At 56.2% G+C, this 26459-nt stretch carries 28 protein-coding genes and 2 pseudogenes; 14 read left to right on the forward strand and 16 right to left on the reverse strand.

From position 1 onward, the window contains the following. Positions 1 to 93: 93 nt before the first annotated feature. The 8 genes from proX to O1723_RS05065 form a co-directional block, all read right to left on the reverse strand. Complete coding sequence (gene proX / locus O1723_RS05030) at positions 94 to 1089, reverse strand: glycine betaine/L-proline ABC transporter substrate-binding protein ProX (RefSeq protein WP_023337687.1); 996 nt, start codon at positions 1087 to 1089, stop codon at positions 94 to 96. A 9-nt stretch (positions 1090 to 1098) separates the two neighbouring features. Then, entirely contained in the window at positions 1099 to 2169 is a 1071-nt protein-coding gene (gene proW, locus O1723_RS05035; protein ID WP_014884964.1) for a glycine betaine/L-proline ABC transporter permease ProW, read from the reverse strand. Continuing rightward, positions 2153 to 3364 carry a glycine betaine/L-proline ABC transporter ATP-binding protein ProV gene (gene proV / locus O1723_RS05040; RefSeq protein ID WP_023337686.1) on the reverse strand — a complete coding sequence of 404 codons (1212 nt, stop codon included), beginning with the start codon at positions 3362 to 3364 and terminating at the stop codon, positions 2153 to 2155. Before proV ends, proW begins: the two co-directional genes overlap by 17 nt. 333 nt (positions 3365 to 3697) lie before the next feature. Then, positions 3698 to 4657 carry a class 1b ribonucleoside-diphosphate reductase subunit beta gene (nrdF, locus tag O1723_RS05045; RefSeq protein ID WP_014884962.1) on the reverse strand — a complete coding sequence of 320 codons (960 nt, stop codon included), beginning with the start codon at positions 4655 to 4657 and terminating at the stop codon, positions 3698 to 3700. Between the two features lie 9 nt (positions 4658 to 4666). Next, positions 4667 to 6811: a class 1b ribonucleoside-diphosphate reductase subunit alpha gene (gene nrdE / locus O1723_RS05050; protein ID WP_023337685.1), complete on the reverse strand. Its 2145-nt coding sequence runs from the start codon at positions 6809 to 6811 to the stop codon at positions 4667 to 4669. Continuing rightward, entirely contained in the window at positions 6784 to 7194 is a 411-nt protein-coding gene (gene nrdI / locus O1723_RS05055) for a class Ib ribonucleoside-diphosphate reductase assembly flavoprotein NrdI (protein ID WP_023337684.1), read from the reverse strand. The genes nrdE and nrdI overlap by 28 nt, the downstream gene beginning before the upstream one ends. After that, positions 7191 to 7430 (reverse strand): glutaredoxin-like protein NrdH, encoded by a 240-nt coding sequence (nrdH, locus tag O1723_RS05060; RefSeq protein WP_014884959.1) that lies wholly within the window; start codon positions 7428 to 7430, stop codon positions 7191 to 7193. The genes nrdI and nrdH overlap by 4 nt, the downstream gene beginning before the upstream one ends. Before the next feature lie 246 nt (positions 7431 to 7676). Further along, complete coding sequence (locus tag O1723_RS05065) at positions 7677 to 8003, reverse strand: ElaB/YgaM/YqjD family protein (RefSeq protein WP_023308924.1); 327 nt, start codon at positions 8001 to 8003, stop codon at positions 7677 to 7679. A 160-nt stretch (positions 8004 to 8163) separates the two neighbouring features. Between O1723_RS05065 and O1723_RS05070 the strand changes: the two genes are divergently transcribed. After that, the gene (locus O1723_RS05070; RefSeq protein ID WP_006811693.1) at positions 8164 to 8508 is read left to right on the forward strand and encodes a DUF2002 family protein; all 345 of its coding nucleotides are present in this window, start codon (positions 8164 to 8166) and stop codon (positions 8506 to 8508) included. A gap of 32 nt (positions 8509 to 8540) precedes the next feature. On the opposite strand, the gene alaE is transcribed toward O1723_RS05070, so the two are convergent. Then, positions 8541 to 8990: an L-alanine exporter AlaE gene (gene alaE, locus O1723_RS05075; protein WP_023331140.1), complete on the reverse strand. Its 450-nt coding sequence runs from the start codon at positions 8988 to 8990 to the stop codon at positions 8541 to 8543. A 495-nt stretch (positions 8991 to 9485) separates the two neighbouring features. Here alaE and stpA point away from each other — a divergent pair, with 495 nt between their 5' ends. Beyond that, a complete protein-coding gene (gene stpA / locus O1723_RS05080) occupies positions 9486 to 9890 on the forward strand; it encodes a DNA-binding protein StpA (RefSeq protein ID WP_023337683.1) in 405 nt (134 codons plus the stop codon). 38 nt (positions 9891 to 9928) lie between these two features. On the opposite strand, the gene O1723_RS05085 is transcribed toward stpA, so the two are convergent. From O1723_RS05085 to O1723_RS05095, 3 genes are all read right to left on the reverse strand, one after another. Beyond that, complete coding sequence (locus O1723_RS05085) at positions 9929 to 10108, reverse strand: hypothetical protein (RefSeq protein WP_014884955.1); 180 nt, start codon at positions 10106 to 10108, stop codon at positions 9929 to 9931. A 79-nt stretch (positions 10109 to 10187) separates the two neighbouring features. Next, the gene (locus O1723_RS05090) at positions 10188 to 10709 is read right to left on the reverse strand and encodes a rhodanese family protein (RefSeq protein ID WP_023337682.1); all 522 of its coding nucleotides are present in this window, start codon (positions 10707 to 10709) and stop codon (positions 10188 to 10190) included. A gap of 9 nt (positions 10710 to 10718) precedes the next feature. Next, on the reverse strand, positions 10719 to 11018 hold the full coding sequence (locus O1723_RS05095) for an ArsR/SmtB family transcription factor (RefSeq protein ID WP_014884953.1): 300 nt from the start codon (positions 11016 to 11018) through the stop codon (positions 10719 to 10721). A gap of 178 nt (positions 11019 to 11196) precedes the next feature. Here O1723_RS05095 and O1723_RS05100 point away from each other — a divergent pair, with 178 nt between their 5' ends. After that, positions 11197 to 11355 (forward strand): YqaE/Pmp3 family membrane protein, encoded by a 159-nt coding sequence (locus O1723_RS05100; protein WP_014884952.1) that lies wholly within the window; start codon positions 11197 to 11199, stop codon positions 11353 to 11355. Here the strand turns inward: O1723_RS05100 and O1723_RS05105 are convergent. Continuing rightward, complete coding sequence (locus tag O1723_RS05105; protein ID WP_014884951.1) at positions 11352 to 12281, reverse strand: LysR substrate-binding domain-containing protein; 930 nt, start codon at positions 12279 to 12281, stop codon at positions 11352 to 11354. The two genes, O1723_RS05100 and O1723_RS05105, sit on opposite strands and share 4 nt — an antisense overlap. 320 nt (positions 12282 to 12601) lie before the next feature. Between O1723_RS05105 and O1723_RS05110 the strand changes: the two genes are divergently transcribed. From O1723_RS05110 to O1723_RS05140, 7 genes and pseudogenes are all read left to right on the forward strand, one after another. Further along, positions 12602 to 13207: an ankyrin repeat domain-containing protein gene (locus O1723_RS05110; protein ID WP_023337680.1), complete on the forward strand. Its 606-nt coding sequence runs from the start codon at positions 12602 to 12604 to the stop codon at positions 13205 to 13207. A gap of 107 nt (positions 13208 to 13314) precedes the next feature. Next, on the forward strand, positions 13315 to 14856 hold the full coding sequence (fdrA, locus tag O1723_RS05115; protein WP_023337679.1) for an acyl-CoA synthetase FdrA: 1542 nt from the start codon (positions 13315 to 13317) through the stop codon (positions 14854 to 14856). After that, positions 14856 to 16271 (forward strand): YlbE family protein, encoded by a 1416-nt coding sequence (locus tag O1723_RS05120; RefSeq protein ID WP_014884948.1) that lies wholly within the window; start codon positions 14856 to 14858, stop codon positions 16269 to 16271. The genes fdrA and O1723_RS05120 overlap by 1 nt, the downstream gene beginning before the upstream one ends. A gap of 11 nt (positions 16272 to 16282) precedes the next feature. Beyond that, on the forward strand, positions 16283 to 17836 hold the full coding sequence (locus O1723_RS05125) for a xanthine permease (protein ID WP_248190671.1): 1554 nt from the start codon (positions 16283 to 16285) through the stop codon (positions 17834 to 17836). After that, on the forward strand, positions 17833 to 18789 hold the full coding sequence (locus tag O1723_RS05130) for a carbamate kinase family protein (RefSeq protein ID WP_023331135.1): 957 nt from the start codon (positions 17833 to 17835) through the stop codon (positions 18787 to 18789). Before O1723_RS05125 ends, O1723_RS05130 begins: the two co-directional genes overlap by 4 nt. Before the next feature lies 1 nt (position 18790). Further along, positions 18791 to 20169: pseudogene (locus O1723_RS05135) on the forward strand (amidohydrolase family protein). Between the two features lie 126 nt (positions 20170 to 20295). Then, positions 20296 to 21030 (forward strand): class I SAM-dependent methyltransferase, encoded by a 735-nt coding sequence (locus O1723_RS05140; protein ID WP_014884944.1) that lies wholly within the window; start codon positions 20296 to 20298, stop codon positions 21028 to 21030. Here the strand turns inward: O1723_RS05140 and O1723_RS05145 are convergent. Next, positions 21024 to 21626, reverse strand: a complete 603-nt coding sequence (locus O1723_RS05145; protein ID WP_014884943.1) for a short chain dehydrogenase — start codon at positions 21624 to 21626, stop codon at positions 21024 to 21026. The two genes, O1723_RS05140 and O1723_RS05145, sit on opposite strands and share 7 nt — an antisense overlap. A gap of 96 nt (positions 21627 to 21722) precedes the next feature. Between O1723_RS05145 and O1723_RS05150 the strand changes: the two genes are divergently transcribed. From O1723_RS05150 to O1723_RS05165, 4 genes are all read left to right on the forward strand, one after another. After that, on the forward strand, positions 21723 to 22610 hold the full coding sequence (locus O1723_RS05150; RefSeq protein WP_248190669.1) for a LysR family transcriptional regulator: 888 nt from the start codon (positions 21723 to 21725) through the stop codon (positions 22608 to 22610). Between the two features lie 20 nt (positions 22611 to 22630). Next, on the forward strand, positions 22631 to 23812 hold the full coding sequence (locus O1723_RS05155) for an aminotransferase-like domain-containing protein (RefSeq protein WP_014884941.1): 1182 nt from the start codon (positions 22631 to 22633) through the stop codon (positions 23810 to 23812). A gap of 85 nt (positions 23813 to 23897) precedes the next feature. Continuing rightward, positions 23898 to 24416: a DUF6622 family protein gene (locus O1723_RS05160; protein WP_014884940.1), complete on the forward strand. Its 519-nt coding sequence runs from the start codon at positions 23898 to 23900 to the stop codon at positions 24414 to 24416. Positions 24417 to 24457: 41 nt separating this feature from the next. Next, entirely contained in the window at positions 24458 to 24619 is a 162-nt protein-coding gene (locus tag O1723_RS05165; protein ID WP_230622120.1) for a helix-turn-helix domain-containing protein, read from the forward strand. On the opposite strand, the pseudogene nudI reads toward O1723_RS05165, so the two are convergent. Together nudI and O1723_RS05175 are read right to left on the reverse strand one after the other, a co-directional pair. Continuing rightward, positions 24582 to 25007: pseudogene (gene nudI, locus O1723_RS05170) on the reverse strand (nucleoside triphosphatase NudI). The gene O1723_RS05165 and the pseudogene nudI sit on opposite strands and share 38 nt — an antisense overlap. A gap of 280 nt (positions 25008 to 25287) precedes the next feature. Further along, entirely contained in the window at positions 25288 to 26457 is a 1170-nt protein-coding gene (locus O1723_RS05175; RefSeq protein ID WP_086527819.1) for an HlyD family type I secretion periplasmic adaptor subunit, read from the reverse strand. Positions 26458 to 26459: the final 2 nt, after the last annotated feature.

Consider the following 26459-nt stretch of genomic DNA (forward strand, 5'->3'; position numbering starts at 1 on the left):
GCGGTTTAGGGGGATCGTACGGTCTGGTGCCCCCTCACCCCGGCCCTCTCCCCTTTGGGGAGAGGGTTAGGGTGAGGGGTAAGGCTTTGTGCTCTACTTCTGCGCCGCAAGCGCCTCTTTCACCCAGCCGTCAAACTGCTGCTCGTGGGCTTTGATCCAGCCGTCGACGTGACCTTTGACATCCGCTTCAGACGATTTGCCCGCATGCATCATGGCGTTCTGAGCATTGATATCCGCCAGCGGCAGTTTCATTACCGAGAACAATTTTGCTGCCGCCGGGTTTTTCTCGGACCAGGCTTTGTTCGCCACAATATGCATGGTATTCACCGGGAAGCCGTAGTTCATGCCGTTCGGCAGTTTGGTGTCGATATCCTTCTGCTCGCCCGGCAAGGAGGAGAATGGCACTTGCAGCCACACCACATCTTTACCCGGCTTCAGCACGTCGCTCACCCAGTACGGCGTCCAGGTGTAGTAGATCACCGGTTTACCCTCTTTGAAGCGGGCAATGGTGTCGGCCATCATCGCCGAATAGTTGCCGTGGCTGACATCAACCGTCTTCGCCAGGTCATAGGCTTTGTTCTGGTGATTAATCACCGCTTCACAGCCCCAGCCCGGTGAGCAACCCATCATGTCGGCTTTACCGTCACCGTTGGTGTCGAACAGTTTGGCGATCTTCGGATCTTTCAGCTGTTCAATATTGGTGATGTGGTACTTATCGGCGGTTTTCTTGTCGATCAGATAACCCTGCGCTGCACCGGTTACGAAGGTGCCTTCACGATAGAATTTCTTGTCGCCACCGGCGGCGGCATACATATCGTCGTGCAGCGGCTGCCAGTTCACCGCGGTAAAGGTGGCATCACCGGAGGCAATCGAGGTGTAGCCCACGTTGTAATCCACTTCGCTCGGCGTGTTGACCGTGTAGCCCAGTTTTTCCAGGGCTCGGCTGACGATGAGCGTCTGGAAGCTCTCTTCCGAAATGGTGCTCTGCACCGGCTGCACGGTGATGCCTTTACCCGGCAGGTCAGCTGCAAACGTGCTGGTGGAGACAAGGGTGGCAAACGCTGTGGCAAAAAGTACGTTATGTCGCATCGTTGTTCCTTATTTTGATTTCGTGAAAGGGCGGGTGAATAACCCGACAGGGCCGGTGGTATACCAGCGACGGTTGCCGCGACTGCGTGAATCACGACCGACAGCCTGTGTCAGGCGGTCAAGAATAATGGCGAGGATCACAATGCCCACGCCGCCGACGGTTGCCAGCCCCATATCGAGACGGCCAATACCGCGCAGCACCATCTGGCCCAGACCGCCCACGGCGATCATTGAGGCAATGACCACCATCGACAGCGCCAGCATCAGCGTCTGGTTAACGCCTGCCATGATGGTCGGCATCGCCAGCGGGAGTTGAACCTTAAACAGCATCTGACGCGGGCTGGCACCAAACGAGCGTGACGCTTCGATCAGATCGGCCGGCACCTGGTTAATGCCCAGGATAGTCAGACGAATAATCGGCGGCAGGGCGAAGATAATGGTTACCACCACGCCCGGCACGTTACCGATACCGAACAGCATTACGATAGGCACCAGATAGACGAATGCCGGTGTGGTCTGCATCGCATCCAGCAGCGGACGAATGATCTTCGCCGCCCGCGGGCTACGTGCCAGCCAGATCCCCATCGGCAGGCCGATGACAATACAGAAGAGCAGGGCGGTCAGCACCAGTGCCAGGGTAATCATCGCCTGCGACCAGGCGCCAATGGCGCCAATGGCAATCAGCGAAATCAGCGTGGCGATCCCCATTCCTGCGCTACCGAACTGCCAGGCGATCAGCGAGAACAAAACGATCGCGACCGGCGCTGGCATACCGAGCATCAGCTGCTGGAAGCCGTTGAGGATGTAATCCACCGGGACGCGGATCCCCTGAAAGAGCGGACGAAAATGCGTTACTACCCAGTCGATCCCCTCCGTGACCCAGCTATCGAGTGGGATCAGCGTTTTATGGAACGGATCCATAATGTTGAAGTGTTCTGGCGCAGGCGCAGGTGCGCTGTTGAGCCAGTCCGCCGCGCCACCGCCATCGGCAGGTGCTGGCGTGGAACCCCACGCATCGGCAGATTGCGCAGCGCTGTCCGCTGCTTCAGTGGTGCCCCACGGGTTAGATTGATCGGTCATTGTTTGCTCCCTCGCGATCTAAAGCCTGCAGCAACATGCGTTTTGAGATGATGCCGACGTACTGTTGTTCTTCCCCGACGACCGGAACGGCACACGGTGCCTGGCCGACGTGGGAGAGCAACTCGCTGAGCGGCGTTTCGGCGTCCACGGCAAGGGGAGCGTCAATTAACGCCGCATCGATTTCCTGATTTTCGCTAAGGGCGGTTTTCAGGGAGTCGATGGAGACAATGCCGACAAATTTATTGCCGCGTTCAACCAGATAACCATATTCACGGTCTTCGTCCTGCAGAAGCTTAAGCGCGGAGCGTGGGCCGAAACCTGGCGTTTTACGGATAATGCCGTTTGGCGTTCGACGGGCAATATCTTTCGCGCTAAACACATGGCTAATATCCACGCCGCGGAAGAAGGTACGCACGTAATCATTTGCCGGATTATTCAGTATTTCATCCGGCGTGCCGACCTGCACCACCTCACCATTTTGCATAATCGCAATTCGGTCGCCAATACGCATGGCTTCATCTAAATCATGGGAAATAAAGACAATGGTTCGCTGATGTTTTGCCTGTAATTTTACCAGCTCATCCTGCATCTCGGTGCGAATTAACGGGTCGAGCGCGGAGAAGGCTTCATCCATTAATAATATGTCTGGATTAATGGCTAATGCGCGGGCTAAGCCCACACGCTGACGCATCCCGCCGGAAAGTTCATCCGGGTAGGCGTGAGCATAATTTTCGAGCCCAACCTGACGCAGCGCATCAAGCGCTTTTTCCTGACGTTCTTGCGCAGCAACGCCCGCTAATTCCATACCGAAAGCGGCATTATCCAGCACCGTCATATGCGGCATTAGCGCGAATGACTGGAACACCATTGCAATCTTCTTTCTGCGCACCTCGCGGAGCTCTGCGTCTGATATTCTGGCGATATCTACGCCGTCAATCAGCACCTGTCCGCGGGTGGGTTCAATCAGGCGATTGAGAAGGCGAACCATAGTGGATTTACCCGAACCGGATAACCCCATGATGACAAAAATCTCGCCTTCTTCAATGGCCAGACTGGCGTCTTTAACGCCAAGCGATAGCCCGGTTTTTTCCAGAATTTGCTCTTTCGTAAGGCCTTTTTCAATATATTTGAATGCGCGCTGTGGATGCTCGCCAAATACTTTATAAAGATTTTTCACTTCTAATTTAATTGCCATGCAATAGAGAGTGTCCTGTTATTTGTTTATGCCAATATGATTACCATGGTAAATTGTTAACGGGCATAACCCTAACATACTGAGAATCTGAGACAACCCTGCGTTTGCTTATGGTGGGGATTTTCAGGTAAGCGAAACGGCTGAATTTCCCATGAGTAAAGGGCTGAGCGTCATTTGAGTTTTTCTTAAATTTTTGCTGCTGCATCGGGGAATTTCGCCTGAATCGGTGTGATTCAGGCGAATATGACGGAGGAATTACAGTGTAGTTCCCAGGGAAATATTCTGGTAGAAATAAAGGGATTTATATTTAATTAATGAACGTTAATTCACTCATTAAAAATCCCAGTCTTCGTCTTTCGTCTCCACCGCTTTGCCCATCACATACGATGAACCGGACCCGGAGAAGAAATCGTGGTTTTCGTCGGCATTAGGCGACAGCGCCGCCAGAATGGCCGGGTTCACTTCCGCCATCTCCGGCGGGAACAGCGCCTCGTAACCAAGGTTCATCAGCGCCTTGTTGGCGTTGTAGCAGAGGAACGCTTTGACGTCTTCTTCCCAGCCCGTTCCGGCGTACAGCTCTTCGGTATAGCTCAGCTCGTTATCGTACAGATCCATCAGCAAATCGAGCGCAAACCCTTTTAGTTCATCGCGTTTTTCCGTACTGATTTTCTCCAGACCTTTCTGGTATTTATAGCCGATGTAATACCCGTGCACCGCTTCATCCCGAATGATGAGCCGAATCAGGTCGGCGGTGTTGGTGAGCTTGCCCCGGCTCGACCAGTACATTGGCAGCCAGAAGCCAGAGTAGAAGAGGAAGGATTCCAGAAACACGCTGGCGACCTTCTTTTTCAGCGGCTCGTCGGCCCGATAATACTCAAGCACCAGCGCAGCCTTGCGCTGCAATGACGCGCTCTCTTCACTCCAGGCGTAAGCCGCATCCACGTCTTTGGTCTGGCACAGCGTGGAAAAAATCGAGCTGTAAGAGCGGGCGTGCACCGCCTCCATAAAGCTGATGTTCGACATCACCGCCTCTTCATGCGGTGTCAGCGCGTCAGCCATCAACGCCGGGGCACCAACGGTGTTCTGGATGGTGTCCAGGAGCGTCAGGCCGGTAAAGACGCGGATCGTCAGCTGTTGCTCGGCATGGCTCAGGGTTTGCCAGGCCGGAATATCATTGGAGAGCGGGACTTTTTCCGGCAGCCAGAAGTTGCTGGTCAGGCGGTTCCATACCTCCAGATCTTTATCGTCCTGGATTTTGTTCCAGTTAACGGCATTCACGCGTGACAGTTTCATCCTTTCTCCTTACAGCGCGCAGGACACGCAGCCTTCGATTTCGGTGCCTTCCAGCGCAAGCTGGCGCAGGCGAATGTAGTAAAGCGTTTTGATGCCTTTCTTCCAGGCGTAGATCTGCGCTTTGTTGATATCCCGCGTGGTGGCGGTATCCGGGAAGAAGAGCGTCAGCGACAGCCCCTGATCCACGTGTTTTGTCGCTTCGGCGTAGGTATCGATGATTTTTTCCGGGCCGATTTCATACGCATCCTGATACAGCGTCAGGTTGTCGTTGGTCATAAACGGGGCAGGGTAGTAAACGCGTCCGGTCTTGCCTTCCTTGCGAATTTCAATTTTCGACACAATCGGATGAATGCTCGACGTGGCATGGTTGATATACGAGATAGACCCGGTCGGCGGCACGGCCTGGAGGTTCTGGTTATAGATACCGTGGCGCATCACGTCATCACGCAGCTGCTGCCACATCTCGCGCGTCGGCAGGGTTATCCCCGCGCGGGCAAAGAGATCGCGCACTTTTGCGGTTTTCGGCTGCCACTCACCTTCAAGATACTGGTTAAAATATTCCCCGCTGGCGTAGCGCGACTGTTCAAATCCCGCGAACCGCTGGTTGCGCTCGCGCGCCAGCATCATTGAGGTGTGCAGCGCATGCCAGGTGATGGTATAGAAATAGAGGTTAGTAAAATCCAGCCCTTCCGGACTGCCGTAGGCGATGCCTTCGCGTGCCAGGTAGCCGTGAAGGTTCATCTGCCCCAGGCCGATAGCGTGCGACGCGGCGTTGCCCGCTTCAATAGACGGCACGCTGCGGATGTGGCTCATGTCCGATACCGCCGTCAGTCCGCGAATGGCCGTCTCCACCGTGCGGCCGACGTCAGGGGAATCCATGGTGTGGGCGATATTCAGCGACCCGAGGTTACAGGAGATATCCTTGCCGATAGCCGCGTAGTCCAGGTTCTCGTCGTATGTTGACGCGCTGTTGACCTGCAAAATCTCCGAGCACAGGTTGCTCATGTTGATGCGTCCGGCAATCGGGTTCGCGCGGTTTACCGTATCCTCGTACATGATGTACGGATAGCCAGACTCAAACTGGATTTCTGCCAGCGTCTGGAAGAAATCGCGGGCGTTGATGGTTTTTTTGCGGATGCGCTCGTCGGCTACCAGCTCCTCGTAGCGCTCGCTGATGGCTACGTCGCCAAAGGGTTTGCCGTAAATACGCTCAACGTCATACGGCGAAAAGAGCGCCATCTCGGCATTCTCTTTGGCCAGTTTAAAGGTGATATCCGGGATCACCACCCCCAGCGACAGGGTTTTGATACGGATTTTTTCGTCGGCATTTTCGCGTTTGGTATCCAGAAAACGCAGAATATCGGGATGATGCGCGTGCAGGTAAACCGCCCCGGCGCCCTGGCGTGCGCCAAGCTGGTTGGCGTAGGAGAATGCATCTTCCAGCATCTTCATCACCGGGATCACGCCGGAAGACTGGTTTTCAATGCGCTTGATCGGCGCGCCCGCTTCACGCAGGTTCGAGAGCAGAAACGCCACGCCGCCGCCGCGTTTGGAAAGCTGAAGCGCCGAGTTTACCGCACGGCCAATCGACTCCATATTGTCTTCGATGCGCAGCAGGAAGCAGGAGACCAGCTCGCCGCGCTGGGCCTTACCGCAGTTGAGAAACGTTGGCGTGGCGGGCTGGAAGCGCCCGGCGAGGATCTCCTCCATCAGCCGTTCAGCCAACGCTTCATCGCCCTGGGCAAGGGTCAGCGCCACCATCACGACGCGATCTTCAAAATGTTCCAGGTAGCGTTTACCGTCGAAGGTTTTCAGGGTGTAGCTGGTGTAATACTTCCACGCGCCGAGGAAGGTCTGGAAACGAAAACTGCTCGCATGCGCGCGCTCGAAAAGCTTCACCACGAAGGCGCGGTCGTAGCGGGTCAACACGCGCTCCTCGTAATAGCCCTCTTTAACCAGAAAATCGAGGCGTTCCTGCTGGCTGCCAAAAACGACGCTGTTTGGACGGACGTGGGCGGCGAAAAAGGCCTCCACCGCCTCATGATCTTTGCCAAACTGAATGCGCCCCTCCCGATCATAGAGGTTAAGCATTGCGTTTAATGCGTGGTAATCAGGTGTTGCCTGGATTATCCGTTCTGCGGTTGTCGTTGCCAAAATTCGTTCACTCCTTTTCGCACATTTTCTACGTCCTGCAGTGTCCCCATCAGTTCGAAGCGATAGAGATACGGCACGCCGCATTTTTGAGAGATGACATCCCCGGCGCGGCCAAAGGCATCGCCGAAATTGCGATTGCCTGCCGCGATCACGCCACGGATAAGCCTGCGGTTATGCGGATCGTTAAGAAAGCGGATCACCTGGCGAGGCACGGCGCCTGCCGTACCGCCACCGCCATAGCTGGGCACCACCAGAATGTAAGGTTCGTCTACCTGAATACGTTCCCGCTCATTAAGCGGAATACGCACCGCAGGCAGCCCGACGCGCTCGATAAAGCGAAGCGTGTTTTCCGAGCTGCTGGAGAAGTAGACCAGCCCACTCATGCGCTGGCGGCCTGGGCGCTTAGACGGTTAATCATGTCCGGGCGAAAGCCGGACCACCGGGTTTCACCGGCAATGACCACCGGGAGCTGACGGAATCCCTGCGCCCGCAGGGTCTCAGCGGCCTCAGGCTGCTGGTCGATATTCACCATCTCAAAAACCATTCCACGGCTTTCCATCGCCCGTTTGGTGGCATGGCACTGAACACAATTGTTACGAGTGTAAATAATAATGCTCATGATTCGTATTTCCATTTAAAATGAGAGAGCGGCGCGAGTCATCGCGTCAGGTTGTGTGTGTCTTGCTAAAGGGAATACTAGATGTAGTTATCTTAAGTTTCAACCATACAAGATATGGGAAATTCAGATTGATGTTGCCCTGGTGATGAGCTCAGCGGGGCAGGGCGGGCTGCACGGGTTTTTCAAAGGATAAGGCAAAGAAAAGCCCCGGCGCCTGAGGCCACCGGGGCTGATGAGAAGCCGCACTTATTTTCGCAGGCTGAGCAGGGCGCCGACAAAGATGCCGACCGCTGCGACCGTTCCCAGCGTACACAGTGGCTTTTCACGTACGAAGGTCGTTGCACAGCTTGCCATGTCGCAGGCAGCCTGCGTGGCGCGTGAACGTCCGTTCATTCTGGCGCGGGTTTCACGGAGCAGAGACTGAGCCTTACGTTTTGCGGCATCCGCTTCGTCCTTCGCGTCAGACCCCCAGGACTTCAGCACCTCTTCCAGCGTGTCCGCTAATTGGCTGACATCATTACGAATATCCTGCGCGTCGTCGTTAATATCGTTTCGGTTCGGTCTGTTAAACATACGATCCTCCGTAAATTTGCGTTCCCGATCAGTTTAGTTCAGAAATTTAATATCTGAAGCGCGTCACGCGTTATCCGGCAGTTTATGGACTATTCTGAAAGCCCTGCTAATGCTGAATACTGTAAGGTTGCCGGGCAGGAAAAGATAACGAGGAAAAGATATGTATTTACGACCTGACGAGGTGGCACGCGTTCTTGAAAAAGAGGGATTCACCATGGATGAGGTGACGTCAAAAGCGTATGGATATCGCCGCGGTGAGAATTATGTGTATGTTAATCGTGAAGCCAGAATGGGACGTACTGCTCTCATTATTCACCCGACGCTGAAAGACAGAAGTCTGTCATTTGCTGAGCCTGCCTCGGATATTAAAACCTGCGATCATTATCAGCAATTCCCGCTCTATTTAGGCGGAGAAACGCATGAACATTATGGTATTCCGCATGGCTTCAGTTCGCGCATGGCGCTGGAGCGGTTTCTGAAGGGACTGTTTGGCGACGTACAGTAAACTGGCGACTGGCATTCGCCAGTCGCTTCACATCACGCTTTCGCCTGGCTGTACTGACTGACTTTGAACAGACGGCGGCAGTAGTCGAGGAAATAGCCGTATACGGCGCCCATCAACATCGAAATAACGATATTCGAACTGACCGCCGCGACGATCTGGTGCCAGTCTGCGCCCACGGTTAACAGAATAGCCACATATACCGGAGACTGGAACGTCACATAAGCCAGCACGTCCGCCAGGTTTTTTACCCAGCCTGCGGGGCTGATACGACGAGCGAAACGCATGACCGCATCGCGGTATAACCCGTATGGCCATGCGATAATAATGTTGACCGGGATAGCCACCAGACGCGAAGAAAGTGACTGCTCAAAGGTCATTCCTGAGAGGAATATTTCAATCAGCATGTTCACGACGGAACAGTAAACAACCATCGCAAAAGTATCCGCCACAGCGTGGCGCAGGCGAGATTGCGGCGAGAACATGTCTGAACTCCTTGAGAAGAACACAGTGGAAACGATTTCCCTTCGGCGATTAGTGCTTTAGGTTGCTTTGTTTGACGTGTATAGCGTATCTCTCTGTGTTTGAACTAACAACTAGTGATTAATTTTTATTTAATCGCCTTTTGTCCACAAAATTCTCTAAAATTGAGTGTTTTTTGTTCTGCTCGTTATAATCTGTCTTGTTAAGGTGCTTTTTCATAAAAAACAAAGACTTGATTTTCGAGGCGGCCAGGGTGAGTCATCCTTGTCTGGATGGCGGCGCAGTATGCTGTAATTTGAATTAAAGTTGACCATTTATATTGATATGGTGATTAGATTCGCACCAGGCTCGCCGGCATCCTGCGTTATTATTAACGTTAATATTTAAATATATTTACACTGATGCCCCTGCGGACCCTTGGGTAGATATTCTGGCCGAAATGAATTATTCTGTGGGTGATTTATCTATTTACCCCAAAGAAAAGGTTTTCAAATAATATGTCTTTGACGTTACAGAATCTTAATAATATCCGAACCCTGCGCGCGATGGCGCGTGAATTATCCCTGGACGTTCTTGAGGAAATGCTGGAAAAGGTCAGGGTCGTTACTGAAGAGAAACGCAGTGAGCTGGCTGAATTAGAGCAGCAGCGTGCTGAGCAGCAGGAGAAAATTAATGCCCTGCTGGAGCTGATGAAAGCCGATGGTATTTCACCGACCGATCTGCTGGGTTCCGAGCTGGCGCAGACGGGTAAACCGACTAAAAAGCGTAAACCGCGTGAAGCGAAATATCGCTTTATTGATCAGAACGGTGAAGAGAAAACGTGGACCGGCCAGGGCCGCACGCCGAAGCCTATTGCCAGCGCGCTGGCAGAGGGTAAAACGCTGGATGATTTTCTGATCTAATGCGTGAGCCGGGCGGTAATCGCCGCCCGGTTGTTTGTTCAGCAGACGCCGAAATCACCTTCTTCACTATACGGCGCCAGATCGGCCGCTTTCAGGGTATATTTTTCGCCTTGTTCATTACTGGCCTGAACCGCCACAACGCTTTCACCATTCACTTCGAGCACTTTAAGCTTCGGGCCGCCTTTACGCGGTTGCACATAATCACCGACAGAAAACATATTACCTCCTCATCGTTTAAGCGATCTTCACCTTAGCCCACGTATGACGCCGGGTACAGTGACTTTCACAGATTACTGCTTATGAGGTACGCCGGTTCCATGGCATCACCTTGAGCAGTCTCGCCATACCGCAAAATCCCGTTACACCGGCGAACAGCAGCCCGGCGCCCACAAAACCGCTGAGCAGGAAAAAGCCGCTGGAGACGCTATAGCCCAGCACCACGCCGCAGAGAATCAACAGCCCGGCCGCGATTTGCACCTGACGCATCAGCGGGAGAGGCTGGGATTTATTTTCAACGGTCAGCAGCCCGGCCTGCTTCCAGCCCTGAATGCCCCCCTCGACCACAAATGCCTGAGCGGGTGACGCCGCCTGGGCCAGGCGGTCAGCATTCCCGGACGTCCTGGCACCGGACTGACAGTGAAAAAGCACTATTTCACCCGCCCGTGCGTTAAGTCCGCCGGGTAAGGTGGCTAGCGGTACTGACTCTGCCCCGGAAATATGCTCGCGGGCATATTCGTCGGTATCACGAATATCTATGAGTCTGGCGCCCTCGGCTACGCGGGCTTTGGCCTGTTGCGGTGTAATCAGCGGAAGTGACATGGCGACTCCTTACGGACAATAAAGGGTTTTCAGGGTGCTGATGAGCTGAAGCACCGCATCGTTTTTAATGAAATAAAGAATGCGCTGCGCCTCACGGGTGCTGTCGATAAGCCCTTCCTCACGCATACGCGCCAGATGCTGCGACGTGGCGGAAGGGCTCAGCCCGGTGGCACGCGCCAGGTCGCCCGCACGGGTGCCGGGAGCTCCGCATAATGTGCAGAGGATCAGCAGCCGACGTGGATTACTCATCGCTTTCAACAGGGCGGCGGCCTGCTCAGCGCTGGCCTGGAGTTGTTCAAGTTCAGTCATTTTAGTTTAGCATTTCCTTAATTAAGTAAATTCTAAACTATTACGGTGCGTTACACCACTGCCAAAAGCGTAAAAGAGGGTAAATGGGACGGGTCTGGATGGCAGAAGCCGATAAACTGGCTACGCTTAGAGTCATACTCTTATTTATTTTCAACTGGTTAGCTTGTACGGAGTGCTTATGGGTTTTTGGCGTATTGTCTTTACGATTATTCTTCCTCCGCTGGGCGTGCTGCTCGGTAAGGGGTTTGGCTGGGCGTTTATCCTGAATATTCTTTTGACCTTGCTGGGTTACATTCCCGGTCTTATCCACGCGTTTTGGGTACAAACCAAAAGCTAAGCCCGCCAGAGTAAATCGCTATAGATGTTCGTCAGCACGCCCGCTGGACCAAACTGTTGTTTGATCCAGCGAGTGACCTGGCCGGTCGCCGCATGTTGTGTGGCAAGCAGCATGCGGGAATCCTGACGCGGATTGTTGATGCGTCGGGTGACCAGTAGCCCGTCTTCTACCGCCTCGCGGGCCATGTATTCCGGCAAAAAGCCAATCCCTTCTCCCAGAATCTGACACTGGCACTTGGTGTTGAAATCCGGCACCAGAATCGCCTCCTGCCCGTGCAGCAGCCAGCCGACCTTCTTATTAATGGTGTGCGCGGTATCTTCCACCATGATGTTGGGATATAGCCGCAGCTGGCTCTCCGCAATCGGCTCGGGGACAAAGGCCAGCGGATGTTCCGGTGCGATAGCAAATACCCAGCGGATGGCGCCAATCTCGGTGTAATCAATGCCGCCGCCGTCGAGCAGGGTGTCCGGCGCACCAATCGCGATATTAGCCTGGTTGTTGATGATGGAATCCCATACGCCGTTATACACCTCGGTGGTCACCGTGATCTGGCAGGTGGGAAACTGCTTTTTCAGCACCTGCAGCAGGCGTGCAGTATGGCGTGGAGTATACAAAAGCTGATTGATACAGATACGCACCCGCGCCTCAATGCCCTGCGAAATGGTATCAATTCCGCGCTTGATGGCGTGAAAGTCGTTCAGCAGGTCGGTTGCCTTGCGGTAAAAGTAAAAGCCAGATTCGGTCAGCTCAATGCTGCGCGTGTTACGCACAAACAGCACCACGTCCAGCCCGGTCTCCATGCGTTTAATGGTGTAACTGATGGCCGAGGTGGTCACGCCCAGCTCGGCGGCGGCTTTGCTGAAACTGCCAAAACGTGCCGCAGTGGTGAAGGCCAGCAGGTTCTCTTCGGTAAAGATGGAATTCATATTACGGCTCCTGGTTGCCATCAGTTTTGAACATATTTTAACAGCGCTGTTACATCACATTTGAAGCCGGTCACAGTTCTGACTATTTGCTCAGGGCCGCGCGGTACAAGGCTTTTTCAGCCATAAGGATAATGCAGCCTGAGGCGCTAAAAAGCGGTAAAACATAAGAAAAAGGTTGCACAGACGCACGTTTTAGCTGAACCGTTGAATTTAACTCAACAATGAATTGCCTGTCGATGAATGAATTTTAAGCGGATTCTTTTATCACCAGGCTGTTGCTATTCTCAGGTCATCAGAAATGAAACATAGGGAGTCTGAATATGTCTGCAACTGCACTGGTGACGGAATTTCTGCTGGCGGCAGAAGAGGGGAACGTCGACGCGCTAAAAGCCTGTCTGGAGAAAGGCGTGGATATTAACGCCACCAACCGCCAGAAAAGAACCGCCATTATTATTGCCAGCCTGAAAAAGCATTATGCCTGTGTGGAATTTTTAATTGCAGCCGGTGCGGATATTGATAAACAGGACCAGACCTGTTTTAACCCCTTCCTGATTAGCTGCCTGACCAATGATTTAACGTTACTGCGCATCGTTCTTCCGGCAAATCCGGACCTGGATCGCCTGACGCGCTTCGGTGGCGTGGGGATTACCCCGGCCAGTGAGAAAGGCCACGTTGAAATTGTGCGCGAGCTGTTGGCAAAAACCGATATTAACGTCAACCACACCAACTTTGTCGGCTGGACGCCGCTGCTGGAGGCCATCGTGTTGAATGACGGCGGCGAGAAACAGCAGGAAATTGTGAAGCTGTTACTGGATAACGGCGCGAACCCGCACATGACCGATAAATACGGTAAAACCCCGCTCGAGCTGGCGCGGGAAAAAGGCTACCACGCGATCGCCGACCTGCTGCTGGCGGCCGGCTCGTAAAGACGACGGTCAGCCTGTTCCGGCTGGCCGCTTAATAAAAAAGCATTTTTACCGACGTGCATTTTGCACGACGGCAGCCCCCTTTTATCCGAAAACAGGTGCAAATAATGCCAACGAAAATCGTGATTAAAAAGAACACTTATTTTGACTCCGTCTCATTAATGTCCGTTTCCACTAAAGCCAATAAATTGCCGGGAGTTGAACAGGCCTTTGTGGCGATGGCGACGGAGATGAATAAAGGCGTATTAAAAAACCTTGGACTGCTGACGCCGGAATTAGAAAACGCGAAAAACGGCGATCTGATGATCGTTATTAAAGGCGATGCGGCGAATGATGAAACGCTGGCGGCCATCGAAGCGTTATTTACGCGCAAAGAGCGTGCAGGCTCCCACGAAGCGCGCTACGCCACGATTGCCAGCGCCAAAACCCATCGCCCGGACAGCAACCTTGCGGTGATCTCCGTCAACGGCACCTTCGCCGCCCGCGAAGCACGTCAGGCGCTGGAAAACGATCTTAACGTCATGCTCTTTTCCGATAACGTGTCGCTCGATGACGAGCTGGCGCTGAAGCAGCTGGCCCACCAGAAAGGGCTGCTGATGATGGGGCCGGACTGCGGCACCGCCATTATCAACGGCGCGGGGCTGTGCTTCGCTAACGCGGTACGTCGCGGGACGATTGGGATTGTCGGCGCTTCCGGGACCGGCAGCCAGGAACTCAGCGTGCGCATTCATGAATTCGGCGGCGGTGTGTCGCAGCTGATTGGCACCGGCGGGCGCGATCTCAGCGAGAAAATCGGCGGCCTGATGATGCTCGACGCCATCGACATGCTGGAGGCCGATGAAGGCACCCAGGTGATTGCCCTCATCTCCAAGCCACCCGCACCCGCGGTGGCTGAAAAAGTCCTCGCCCGCGTCCGCGCCTGCCTCAAGCCCGTCGTCGTGTGTTTCCTCGGCCGCAACGTACCGCCCGCTGATGAAGACGGTCTGCAGTTTGCCCGAGCCACCAAAGAGGCAGCCCTGAAAGCGGTACTCCTTACCGGCATCGACAAAGCGTCTCTGGATTTGCACCCGCTCAACTGGCCGCTGATTGAAGAGGTGCGCGCCCGCCTGACCCCGCAGCAAAAATACATTCGTGGGCTCTTCTGCGGTGGGACCCTGTGCGACGAAGCGATGTTTGCGGCGCTGGAGAAGTACGACGACGTCTACAGCAACATCCAGCCGGATCCGGCGAAGCGTCTGAGCGACATCAACGTCAGCCAGGCCCATACCTTCCTCGACTTTGGCGATGATGATTTCACCAACGGCAAACCGCACCCGATGATCGACCCGACCAACCGCATCAGCCGCCTGCTGCAGGAGGCGCGCGATCCGCAGGTGGGGGTCATCGTGATGGATTTTGTGCTCGGGTTTGGCGCGCATGAGGATCCGGTTGGCGTGATGCTCGACGCGATCAAAGAGGCGCAGGCGATCGCGAAGGCCGACAGCCGTCCGCTGGCGATCTTAGGTTATGTGCTTGGTACCGACCAGGATCCGCAGAAGCTTGCTCAGCAGTGCCAGCTCCTGACCGATGCGGGCGTCATCTGGGCCAGCAGCAGCACCAATACCGGATTACTGGCTCGCGAATTTGTCTGCAAAGGGGAGAACGCATAATGACCACCTTATTTAACCAGCCGCTGAACGTGATTAACGTCGGTATCGCGATGTTCAGCGACGACCTCAAAAAACAGCACGTTCCCGTGACCCAGCTCGACTGGACGCCGCCAGGGCAGGGCAACATGCAGATCGTTGAGGCGCTCGATCAACTGGCCGAAAAATCGCTGGCGGAGAAAATTGCCGCCGCTAACCACATCGCGCTTGAGCGCATTATTCAGTCCCACCCGGTGCTGGTGGGCTATGACCAGGCGATTAACGTCGTGCCGGGCATGACCCGCACCACCATCCTGCACGCCGGTCCGCCTGTCTCGTGGGAAAACATGTGCGGGGCGATGAAAGGGGCGGTCACCGGCGCGCTGGTGTTCGAGGGGCTGGCGGCGGATCTGGAGGAGGCTGCAAGGCTCGCCGCTTCAGGGGAAATCACCTTCTCGCCGTGCCACGAGCACGACTGCGTGGGCTCGATGGCGGGCGTCACCTCCGCGTCGATGTTTATGCACATCGTTGAGAACAAAACCTACGGCAACCGCTCGTTCACCAACCTCAGCGAGCAGATGGCGAAGATCCTGCGCATGGGCGCCAACGACCAGAGCGTGATTGACCGCCTGAACTGGATGCGCGACGTGCTCGGCCCGATGCTGCGCGACGCGATGAAGATCGTCGGTGAAATCGATCTTCGTCTGATGCTGGCCCAGGCGCTGCACATGGGCGACGAGTGCCACAACCGCAACAACGCGGGCACTACGCTGCTGATCCAGGCCCTGACGCCGGGTCTGATCCAGGCGGGTTATCCTGTTGAGCAGCAGCGTGAGGTGTTCGAGTTTGTCGCCAGCAGCGACTACTTCTCCGGCCCGACGTGGATGGCAATGTGCAAAGCCGCGCTGGACGCCGCCCACGGCATTGAGTACAGCACCGTTGTCACCACCATGGCGCGCAACGGCTACGAGTTCGGTCTGCGCGTCTCCGGCCTGCCGAGGCAATGGTTCACCGGCCCGGCGCAGCAGGTCATTGGCCCGATGTTTGCGGGCTATAAGCCGGAAGACTCCGGGCTGGATATCGGCGACAGCGCAATTACGGAAACCTACGGCATCGGCGGTTTTGCCATGGCGACGGCGCCGGCGATTGTGGCGCTGGTGGGCGGCACGGTGGAAGAAGCCATCGACTTCTCCCGCCAGATGCGCGAAATCACCCTCGGCGAAAACCCGAACGTCACCATTCCGCTGCTCTCTTTTATGGGCATCCCGACTGCCATCGACATCACCAAAGTGGCAGGCAGCGGCATTTTGCCGGTCATTAATACCGCCATTGCCCACAAGGACGCCGGTATCGGCATGATTGGGGCGGGCATCGTTCACCCGCCGTTCAGCTGTTTTGAAAAGGCGCTGTTGACCTTCCGCGATCGCTACGTTTTATAAGGCATGTATCCATGAAAAACATGAAACTGGAGTGGAAAAGAGGTGACTGGGCGGCTTATTTCGGGTTGATGACCAACAACCTGACCAATTTGCTGACCATGATGGGGCTGCTCATTTTTGTCGTCGGCATCCCGAAGGAGATTGTTTATGGACGCATCGCGCCAGCCTTCGGGCTGGCGGTACTGGTGGCGAGCATCTGTTATGCCTGGTTTGGCCTGCAGATGGCCCGTGCCACCGGGCGCACGGACGTGACGGCGCTGCCGTCCGGCCCGAGCGCGCCGTCGATTTTTACCGTGACCTTCCTGGTCCTCATGCCGGTCTACCAGCAGACCGGGGATGCGGATTTCGCGATTCAGATCGGTCTGGTGTGGTGCTTTGTGGAAGCAATGATCCTCGCGGGCGGTTCGTTCCTCGGGGAGACCATCCGCAAGATGATCCCGCGCACCGTGCTGCTGTCGTGTCTCTCCGGTTTAGGTCTGCTGCTGCTGGCGATGAACCCGATGCTGCAGGCGTTTGAAGCGCCGACCGTGTCATTCATCGTACTGCTGCTGATTTTTATCAACTGGTTCGGCAAAAAGCCGATTTTCGCCAAAATCCCGACCGGTCTGCTGTTGCTGATTGCCGGTACGGCATTAGCGTGGATCTCGGGGCTGCAAAGCCCGGAAGCCATTAAGGCGTCTATGTCATCCTTCGGCTTTAACCCGCCGGAAGTGCACGTCGACAGCTTTATGCAGGGGCTGCCGCACGCGCTGCCGTATCTGGCATCCGCCGTGCCGCTGGGGCTGGCGAACTATATCTTTGACCTGGAGAACATCGAAAGCGCCCACGCGGCGGGGGATGAGTACCCGACCCGTAAGGTGATGCTGGCGAACGGTCTGGCGTCGATGCTGGGCTGCCTGATGGGTAACCCGTTCCCGGTCACGGTCTACGTCGGCCACCCGGGCTGGAAAGTGATGGGGGCCAGCATTGGCTACACGCTGGCTTCCGGGGTGACCATGTTCATCGTGCCGCTGTTTGGGCTGGGGGCATTTATGCTCGCCATCATTCCGATGACTGCCATCGTGCCCATTCTGGTGTTTATCGGCGTCGTTACCGCCAACCAGGTGGTGCGGGAAACGCCGAAAGTGGAGGTGCCCGTCATCTTCATCTGCCTGTTCCCGTGGATCGCCAACTGGGCGCTCACCATGATGAACAGCGTGATGAATGCGGCAGGGACCAGCGCAGCGAAAATCGGCACCGACGTGCTGCACAGCAAAGGGATTTACTACGAAGGGTTGATGCATCTCGGCAACGGCGCGCCGCTTGCCAGCATGCTGTGGGGCTGTATCGCTATCTTCGCCATCATCAACAAGCCGCTGCGCGGGGCCGTTGCGGCCGCGGGTGGGGCGCTGCTGGCACTGTTTGGGGTGATCCACGCCCCGGTGGTGGGCTTTGCCGAAGGCAGTTCGCTGATGTTCGTTACGGCCTACCTGATGATGGGCGGCATGTTTGTGGTGAAGCATGTGCTGGATAGCCGCGAAGCGGCGAGCGCTGCGACTGGTACCGTTGCGAAGGAAAACGTATGAAAGAGCTTATGGTCGTCGCCATCGGCGGCAACAGCATTATCAAAGACAACGCCAGCCAGTCGGTTGAGCATCAGGCGCAGGCGGTCAAAGCGGTGGCAGAGTCCGTGCTCGAGATGCTGGCCTCCGACTATGACATCGTACTCACCCACGGCAACGGTCCCCAGGTGGGGCTGGATCTGCGCCGGGCCGAAATCGCTCACGAACGGGAAGGGCTCCCGCTGACGCCGCTGGCAAACTGCGTCGCGGATACCCAGGGCGGTATCGGCTACCTGATCCAGCAGGCGCTTAACAACCGTCTGGCGGGGCGCGGGGAGCAAAAAGCGGTCACGGTCGTCACCCAGGTCGAAGTGGATAAAGACGATCCCGGCTTTACGCACCCGACGAAACCGATTGGCGCTTTCTTCAGCGAGGCGCAGCGCAATGATCTGCAGCAGGCGCACCCGGACTGGCATTTTGTCGAGGATTCAGGCCGCGGCTATCGCCGCGTCGTGGCCTCGCCACAGCCGCTGCGCATCGTAGAGGCAGATGCCATCAAGGCGCTGACGCAAAAAGGTTTTGTGGTGATCGGCGCGGGCGGTGGAGGAATTCCCGTCGTGCGCTCGGAGCAGGGCGACTACCGCAGCGTCGACGCGGTAATAGATAAGGATCTCTCCACCGCGCTGCTGGCACGGGAGATCCGCGCCGACGTGCTGGTTATCACCACCGGTGTGGAGAAGGTGTGCATTCACTTCGGCAAGCCGAACCAGCAGGCGCTGGATACCGTCAACGTGGCGCAGATGACGCGCTACATGGAGGAAGGCCATTTCCCGGCAGGGAGCATGTTGCCCAAAATCGTGGCCTCGCTGGAATTTTTACACCACGGCGGCAGGCGAGTGATTATCACCTCCCCGGACTGTCTGCCCGCGGCACTGCGCGGGGAAACCGGTACCCATATTGTGAATGAAGGAAAATAAGATGAATGATAATAAAAGCCGCCGCGAATTTATCAGCCAGAGCGGCAAAATGGTCACCGCCTGCGCGCTGTTTGGTGCCACCGGCTCCGTCGCGTATGCTGCGGATACCGCTGCGCCCGCCTGCGAGACCGGTAAACCGATGAACATCACCGCGAAGCATTACTATCTGGACAACGTGCTGCTCGAAGCCGGGTTTACTTTCGACGGCAGCGTGGCGACGAGCACTCGCACCGAGCTGAAAACGCTGGAGATTAAAGACGGCAAGATCGTCGCCCTGCGCGATAACATTAGCCACGCCGACGCGTCTCTGCCTCACTATGACGCGGGTAAAAAACTGATGCTCCCGGCGATGCGCGACATGCACATCCATCTGGATAAAACCTTCTACGGCGGTCCGTGGCGCTCCCTGAACCGCCCGGCGGGGACCACGATTCAGGACATGATCCGCCTTGAGCAGAAGCTGCTGCCGGAGCTGCAGCCCTACACCCAGGAACGCGCGGAGGCACTTATCGACCTGATCCAGTCGAAAGGTTCCACTATCGCCCGCAGCCACTGCAACATTGAGCCGGTTTCCGGCCTGAAAAACCTGGAAAATCTGCAGGCGGTGTTATCGCGCCGCCAGCCTGGCTTTGACTGTGAAATTGTCGCGTTTCCACAGCACGGACTGCTGCTTTCCCATTCTGAAAAACTGATGCGCGACGCGATGCAGGCCGGTGCGCACTACGTGGGCGGGCTGGACCCGACGAACGTCGACGGCGCGATGGAGAAATCCCTCGATCTGATGTTCCAGATTGCGCTGGATTACGACAAAGGGTGGATATTCACCTGCATGAAACCAGCCCGGCGGGCGTGGCGGCGGTGAATTACATGGTGGAAACGGTGGAGAAAACGCCGGAGCTGAAGGGCAAGCTGACTATCAGCCACGCCTTCGCGCTGGCGACGCTTAACGAGCAGGAGGTGGATGCGATTGCGACCCGCATGGCGGCGCAGCAGGTAACCATCGCCTCTACCGTGCCGATTGGTACCCTCCATATGCCGCTGAAACAGCTGCGTGATAAGGGAGTGTTTGTCATGACCGGCACCGACAGCGTGATCGACCACTGGTCGCCGTACGGCCTGGGAGATATGCTGGAAAAAGCCAATCTTTACGCGCAGCTGTACATTCGCCCGAACGAGCAGACGCTCTCCCGGGCGCTCGGTATCGCGACCGGTGACGTTCTGCCGCTGAACGACAAAGGCGAACGGGTGTGGCCGAAAGCGCAGGACGACGCCAGCTTTGTGCTGGTGGATGCCTCGTGCTCCGCCGAAGCCGTGGCGCGGATTTCACCGCGTACCGCGACGTTCCATAAGGGAAATCTGGTCTGGGGTACTGTGGGCTAAAGGCGAGCCGGGTGACGGCTTCGCCTTACCCGGCCTACTGAAACCCTCAAATCGTAGGCCGGGTAAGCGCAGCGCCACCCGGCAATGTTTTATACTGGGAGTCACATTCTTAAAGAGGGATCTGCCATGGCACAAAATATCTACGACAACCCGGCGTTTTTCGAAGGCTACGCTCAGCTTCCGCGCTCGGTGCAGGGGCTGGACGGTGCGCCGGAGTGGCCTTCGCTGAAAAGCATGCTGCCGGATTTAACCGGGAAATCGGTTATCGATCTCGGCTGCGGCTACGGCTGGTTTTGTCGCGCTGCGCGCGAACTGGGTGCATCTGACATCACGGGTGTTGATATCTCAGAAAAGATGCTCGCCCGGGCTGCGGAGCTTACCGCTGACCCACAGATTCATTATCAGCGTAGCGATCTGGAGTCGCTGGCGCTCAAAGATAACAGCCTCGACCTGGTCTACAGCTCGCTGGCACTGCACTACCTGCCGGAACTGGATACGTTATTCGCCAACGTTCAGCGCGCGCTTAAACCCGGTGGCAGCCTGGTCTTCTCGATGGAGCACCCCATTTACACCTGCGCCACCCGCCAGGGCTGGCTGACCGACGACAACGGCGAGCGGTTCTGGGGCGTGAATCATTATCAGGACGAGAGCCAGCGCGTCAGCAACTGGCTGGCGGACGGGGTCATCAAGTATCACCGTACGCTGGGCACCACGCTCAACGCGCTGATCAAGGCCGGATTAACGATAAGCGAAGTCAACGAATGGGGGCCAACGCAGGGGCAAATTGCGGCCTGGCCCGCGCTGGCCGAAGAGGCAGAGCGCCCGATGCTGGTGCTGATCGCCGCCCGTAAGGCTCAGTAACCAACCTTATACACCCGACCGCTCTGTACCCCTTCCACGCTGCGGCGATAGGCCTGCGCCACGGTTGCAGCGGGGACGCTCTCAAAGCCGGGGAAGAAACCGTCGTACGCTTCAGCGGATTCCGTCAGGACCGTCGGGCTAATCAGGTTAATGCGGATCCCGCGCGGCAGCTCACAGGCTGCGGCGCGAACAAACCCTTCCAGTGCGGCATTCACGGTGGTGGCGTTTACTCCCTGGGCAATCGGCTCGTGCGCCACAATGCCGCTAATCAGGGTGATAGAGCCACCTTCGTTCAGATAGTGCTGGCCGGTTAGCGCAAGGCGCACCTGCCCCAGAAGTTTATCCTGCAGGCCCTGATTAAAGTCGCTGTCTTTCATGGTCGCAAGCGGGCCAAAGTAGAGTCCACCGCTGGCGGAGACAATGGCATCCACCCGGCCAATTTTCTCGAACAGCGCCTGCACGCTCTCCTGCGAGGTGATATCCACCTGATAGTCGCCTTGGGTACGACCCACGCGGATCACCTCATGACGGCGGCTTAGCGCTTCTGTTACTGCCTGACCGACCGTACCACTGGCACCAATAATCACGATTTTCATAGCTGACTCCTTATGTGTGAGCCTTCATTCTTTAATAAATAAAAAGTCAGATAAACTGGGCTAAAGTTAGAAGATTGCTAACCAGAGGTTCGGAATATGGATAAGCTTCGCGGCATGGAGACGTTTATCGCGGTGGTAGAAAGCGGCAGCTTTACCGGCGCGGCCTCCCGCCTTGAGATGTCGGCGGTCATGGTGGGAAAGTATATTGCGTTGCTGGAGTCCCAGCTTGGCACCCGCCTGCTTGAGCGTAACACGCGTCGTCAGAGCCTGACGGATGCGGGCCGCGTCTATTTTGAAGAAGCCAGACGGGTGCTGGAGCAGGTCTCAATCGCCGAAAACGCGGTTGAACGCCTGCGTGCCACACCGGCCGGAACCCTGCGCGTCACGGCGCCTACGTCGTTTGGCGGCTGCGTGATCGCCCCGCTCACCGCCACCTTTTTACAGCGTTACCCGCAGGTGCGCATCGAACTGGATCTGACTAACCGAATGGTCGATCTGGTGGAGGAGGGGGTCGATTTGGCCATTCGCATTGGTGATATTCGCAATGACGATCTGGTGGCGAAATATTTGTGCCCCTACAACATGGTGATCTGCGCCGCACCGGACTATTTAGCGCGACACGGTACGCCGCAAACGCCTGCCGATCTGGTGGATCATCTGTGTCTTTCGCACACGGTATGGACCGCGCGTAACGAGTGGCGGCTACCGGGCGTGGAAGGGGAAGTACGCTGGAAGCGTGATGCCATCTTAAGATGTAACGACGGCTATGGCCTGCGTATGGCGGCACGCGCAGGGGCGGGGCTGTTGCTACAACCGGAAGTGCTGGTGGCGGAAGAGCTGGCAAGCAGCAGGTTGATTCGGGTACTGGAGCCGTTCACCCCCGCGCCGAGGCCGGTGCATTTATTGTGGCGCCAGGATTTACGTCCTCTTCCGAAGCTAACGGAATTTATCGCCCATATTCTGCTAAGATTGGGCACAATATAAAAAAAGAAGGTAATCAAAGAATGTCTGCAAACAAACTCGCCAGCAGCGCGCAGGGCCTGCAATCATCTGCCATCCGTGAATTATTAAAACATAGCAAAATGGCTGGCGTGATTTCGCTGGGCGGAGGGATTCCGAACCCCGATTTGTTCGATCACGAAGGGCTTAAAATAGCCGCGGATGCTGTCTTATCGCAACATTTTGGCGAGGCGTTTCAGTATGGTCTGACCGAAGGTTTTCCAGGACTGCGGGAAGAGATCCAACGCATCTGTGAAGGACGAGGCATTGCCTGTAAAGCCGATGACGTGGTGGTGACGTCCGGTTCGCAGCAGTCTCTCGACGTGCTGGCGCGTGCATTAATTAACCCAGGCGATACCGTCGTCGTCGAGCGTCCAACCTATCTTGCCGCGCTGCAGGTTTTCGGCCTGGCGCAGGCGAATTTTGAATCCGTCGGCACCGACGGCGACGGCATGAAGGTCGACGAACTTGAGGCGCTGGTGGCAAAGAAAACCATCAAAGCGGTTTATATCGTCCCGACCTTTGGTAACCCGGGCGGCGTGACGCTCTCTGAAGCGCGTCGTAAACAGCTGGTGGAATTATCGAAACGCTATGATTTCGTCATTATTGAAGACGACCCGTACAGCGAAATTAACTACACCGATGAGGTCTTCCGCCCGTTAATTGCCCATGCCAAAGATATCGGTAACGAAGAGAACGTGGTCTACACCTCAACCTTCTCTAAAATACTCGCGCCGGGCACCCGCGTAGGCTGGGTGCTGGTGCCGGAGTGGCTGAAGCGTGCGGTGGTGAACCTTAAGCAAACCACCGATCTGCACACCAGCACGCTGTCGCAGTTAATGACGTATGAGTACCTGAAAACCGGTCGCCTGGCCGGGCAGATTAAGATGATCCGCGAAGCTTATCGCCAGAAATACCAGACCTTCGCCACCGAACTGGAAGCGGAGCTGGGTGATGTGATGTCGTTCCACAAGCCTAAAGGCGGCATGTTCCTGTGGGCGAAAATGAACAACGGTATGAATACCACCCGCTGGCTGGAAAAGACGTTAAGCAACGGCGTGGTATTTGTCCCGGGCGAGTTTTTCTACTGCAATGAACCGGACCAGACCACGCTGCGCATGTCGTTTGTGACACCAACAGATGAGCAGCTGAAAGAGGCGGTGCAGCGCCTGAAGAAATCGCTTTAAAAGACCTGCGCATAATGGCATTCCTGCCGTTATGCGCAATACGCGTTCAGGGCGGCACGGGCCGCGATCGTTCATGGTGAGTTCCATGTTTGAATTTCTGATCGGTGTTGTTACGCACACGCCCGCCTGGGTGTGGGTGTTGTTTATCTTCCTTATCTCCCGTGGTATCAAAGCCCGCAGGCCCGCCACCGTTACGCTGGAGAGGCTTGCCATTATCCCGGCGATCTTTCTGGTGTGGGATATTTACGATCTGGTGCTCTATCGCACGTTGACCCCTGCGACTGTCGCATTGTGGACGGCGGGGATCTTCGCCGGTGCCGCGCTGGGGTATCTCCTGATTAAGCGGGCGGTTATCACCCGGGCAGATGCGCCGCGTACGCTTTACCGCCAGGCAGACTACACCGCGCTGCCGTTTATGATGCTGGCGTTTGGCGTGAAGTATGTGCTGGGGGTGATGAGCGCGGTTTCGCCTCAGACGATGCAACAACCTGCCATGAGCGCGCTGGCGATCGTCTCCGGGGGCGTGTTTGCCGGCGTATTTATTGGGAAATTTGCGCGGTATGTTGGGGTGTATAATCGTACCGCACTTCGTCGGGCGGAATGAACTTCGTTAACTGGCGGCAGCTGGCTCGCGTTATGCGGGCAATGGAGTGGCTGGCGGCGGGGAAGCCGGTAGGGTGGATTGCGCTGTCCTGCGGCTACAGCAGCGTCAGCGCATTCATTGAGGTTTTCAGAACATGGACCGATAAAACGCCGGGGCAGTGGGCGATTAAAGAAGGCCCTTTTGCGCGAAGGTCATGCGGGTAGCTTCGTTGAGATCCAGATCTTTTAATGTTTCCGGATTAACCCAGGCGATCTCCTGAAACTCCTCATTAAACGTGACGTCCCGGTTGGCGCTCATGCAGTCGAAGATCAGATAGATCATATAAATCTCCTCGGTGGTGCCATCGGCGTAGGTTTTTACCCTGATGTCATCGCGAAAAGCCCATGGCGTGACCGAGACGATCTCCAGCGCTTCGCCCAGCTCTTCGCGGATCTCACGGCGCAACGCCTGTTCCATGGTTTAGCCCGGTTCCATTCCGCCGCCGGAGAGGGCCCATTGACCGGGAAACACGCCGCGATCGTCGGCCATTTTACACAGCAGATAGGCACCGTCGTTCTGGATGATGGGGCAGACAATGGTTCGTTGGCGCATGATTTCTTCCTGAAAAATGAATTTGGGCTACTTTAGCAGATTGGGGGGATGATTATGTTAGGGGGGCTCGATTCTCGCTCCTTGGTTTTCTGCGTTTTGCTGCAGATTCAGCCAGAATTCAGCGCTGATATCGAATGCTTTCGCCCGTTTTAACGCCCTATCGGCGGTGAATTTTTTCTGTGTTGCGGTCTGACGCCCTCACCCCAACCCTCTCCCACAGGGAGAGGGAGAAAACCGCATTCCCCTTAGCTTTAGTGTGTAGGACTGGTAAGGCGATTGACTACCGCTCCCGCAGCGCCTCTTTCGCCCGGTTAAACGGCTTAATCAGATAATCCAGCACCGTTTTCTCGCCGGTCTTGATGTCCACTGTCGCAATCATGCCCGGTACAATCGAGAAGTGCCTGCCCGCTTTATTGACCAGGTAATCCTGGCTGGTGCGGATAAACACCCGGTAATAGAACACTTCCGGCTTGGCTTCGTCCTGGATGGTGTCCGGTGAAATGGTCTCTACCACCCCATGCAGACCGCCGTAGATGGCGTAATCGTAGGCGGTGATTTTGACCAGCGCCTCCTGGTTCGGGTGGATAAAGGCGATATCGCGCGGCGAGAGGCGGGTTTCAATCAGCAGGTGATCGTCCACCGGCACAATCTCCATCAGCTCGCCGTTGGGCGGGATCACGCCGCCGATGGTGGTGACTTTGATGTTTTTCACGATCCCGCGCACCGGGGATTTTACCGTCAGGCGGGTGACGGAATCCTGGCGGCCTTTAAGGACCGCGGAAACCATATCCACTTCCGCGTTAGCCTTGGATAACGCCTCGCGCGCCTGAACGTAATACTGCGAGCGCACGTCGGTGAGCTTCAACTCCAGGTCACTTTTCTGTCGCTGCAGGCGCAGCACCTCCACATGGCTGGCGGCCCCGGTTTTAACCAGCCTTTGGGTGATCGCCAGCTCTTTATTGGCGAGATCTAACGCGGCGCGCAGCTCCCGTTGGGTATCATCCAGCTGCGCACGGCGGGAGTTGTAGAGTCGCGTTTCGGCGGCAATCAGATCCGGCCATTTTGCCAGCGAAGGCGGGAACGTTAGCGGGAGATCGTTCACCTCGGCATTCAGACGTGCGCTGGAAGCAAGTGACGCGCGGTAGCGCGCTGCACTTTCACCGACGTTCGATTCGGAACGCGTCGGATCAAGCCGCGCCAGCACCTGTCCGGCCTGCACCTGATCGCCCTCATGAACGTTCAGCTCGGTGAGGATCCCGCCGTCGAGCGACTGTAATACCTGTTCGCGCGAGCTGGGGATCACTTTCCCCGAGCCGGTTGAGACCTCATCCAGCACGCCAAACCATGCCCAGACGCCCAGAGCCACAAACATCAGCAACGAGAAGATGACGATTCGACGTGCGCCGGTGTAGCCACTTTCGGATTCAAGCGCGTTATCCAGATCGTCCATTG

The organism is Enterobacter cloacae complex sp. HYC080_NIDB (genome assembly GCF_056673325.1).